At 28.6% G+C, this 1,431-nt stretch carries 1 pseudogene; it reads left to right on the top strand.

Going from position 1 to position 1,431, the window contains the following annotated elements:
* Positions 1 to 442: 442 nt before the first annotated feature.
* Positions 443 to 868: pseudogene (locus C6H25_RS08520) on the top strand (hypothetical protein); the annotation flags it as partial.
* Between the last annotated feature and the right edge of the window lie 563 nt (positions 869 to 1,431).

The raw sequence follows: 1,431 nt of genomic DNA, 5'->3' as shown, positions 1-1,431 counted from the left end.
TTGAGAAGAGCTTTTAATATTCGCTTATTAAAAGCCATTAGAGTATTACCTAAAAGAAGAACTTCTTTTTGCTTAGTTTTGAAAGATTGAGATTTATTGGGTTTCTTAAATTTATTTCTCACACCTTAGCACTTAATCATTATTTTTTAGTCTTACCCCTTAATGCTTGTTTTTAGATTTTTTGTAACTTTGTGAAGTTCTAGTGTTTTTAATGCTAGTTATTTTAGTTTATCAATGGTGTTGGTTAAATAATTGGTTGTTTTTTTGGGGGGGGGTCAATATTGCTAGACTCTTTTAAGACATTAAAAAGGAGCGATTTAAACTTTATAGAGCCAAACTATCAAAGAACCACAAGTAGAACTATTTGTAAAAGATAGTAGAGGGTTTGATAAGAAAGAATATATCAATCGTTTAAGAGCGATGATAACAGCTGGTTTATTTCAACACAAGACAACGACACTTAAATGCCCCTAACTTAGTAGAACCAACTTTAAGAGAACCGCACATTGAAATCTTTACCAAAGACAAAGACGGAGTTAAAAAAGAATATATTAAATCCTTTACAGATGGCAATAATGAACGCATTCACATGCTAGTAACACAAGATAACGACACGATTATTAGAACTTTTATACCAGATGTTAATGATAGATACATAAGAAGTCATTTAAAAAATGCTGACATTATCCATTCTTTTATTCAGCCGAACAGAACCGCTAAGAGCGACACCGCATTAAGCGATGTAATGGTCTACGGAAACAATCCTACCCAAAAAGAATTAAATAATCAAGAGAATTTAAGCCTTTTAGAACAAGCCAACCTAGAAAAGCAAGCTAAACCAAATGAACAAGTCTCAAAAGAACAAGAATAAGAATTAAAAGCTAAAGTTAAAAGCTTAGTTAAGCAAAGACAAGAGATAAANNAAACAAAGGCGAAAAGATAGATTTTAAAAGGCTAGAAAACACCCTCTAAAGTCGCCCTTAGTTATTATAAAATTCATTGTTAAAAAAAGGAGTGTAAATTGCATTCAAAAATGTTAAATTTCTTTTAATGGGGTTAAAGCGTCTTTTCATTTCTTTTTTACTCATTTATTGTTAATAACTATAATAATTATTTTTCAGATATAGCAAAATAAAGCCATTAAAACTTGTCAAAAGCATGTTGATATTAGCAGAATGACTTATTTATTTATAAAATTTTGAGGGTAATTCGCATAAATTATTAAAAAATGATACACAAATACTCACTATATATCTATTATTGATAAATAAATCCAAAATTAATATTATTTTTGTTATAGTGTAAACAAGTTTGCTAAAAATGTTATTTTAGTAAATTATTAGTAAACTAAAATTAAAAAGGTTTTTTATGATAAGAATTATGGCAATAATCTTGCTAAGTTTGGCAAGTCTTGTAGCAGAAAGTAACGGA

It is taken from the genome of Helicobacter cetorum, assembly GCF_900198405.1.
GTDB classification, from domain to species: domain Bacteria; phylum Campylobacterota; class Campylobacteria; order Campylobacterales; family Helicobacteraceae; genus Helicobacter; species Helicobacter cetorum_C.
The sequence above is the reverse complement of the archived record's forward strand: the minus strand, read 5'-3'. Positions and strand labels throughout refer to the sequence as shown.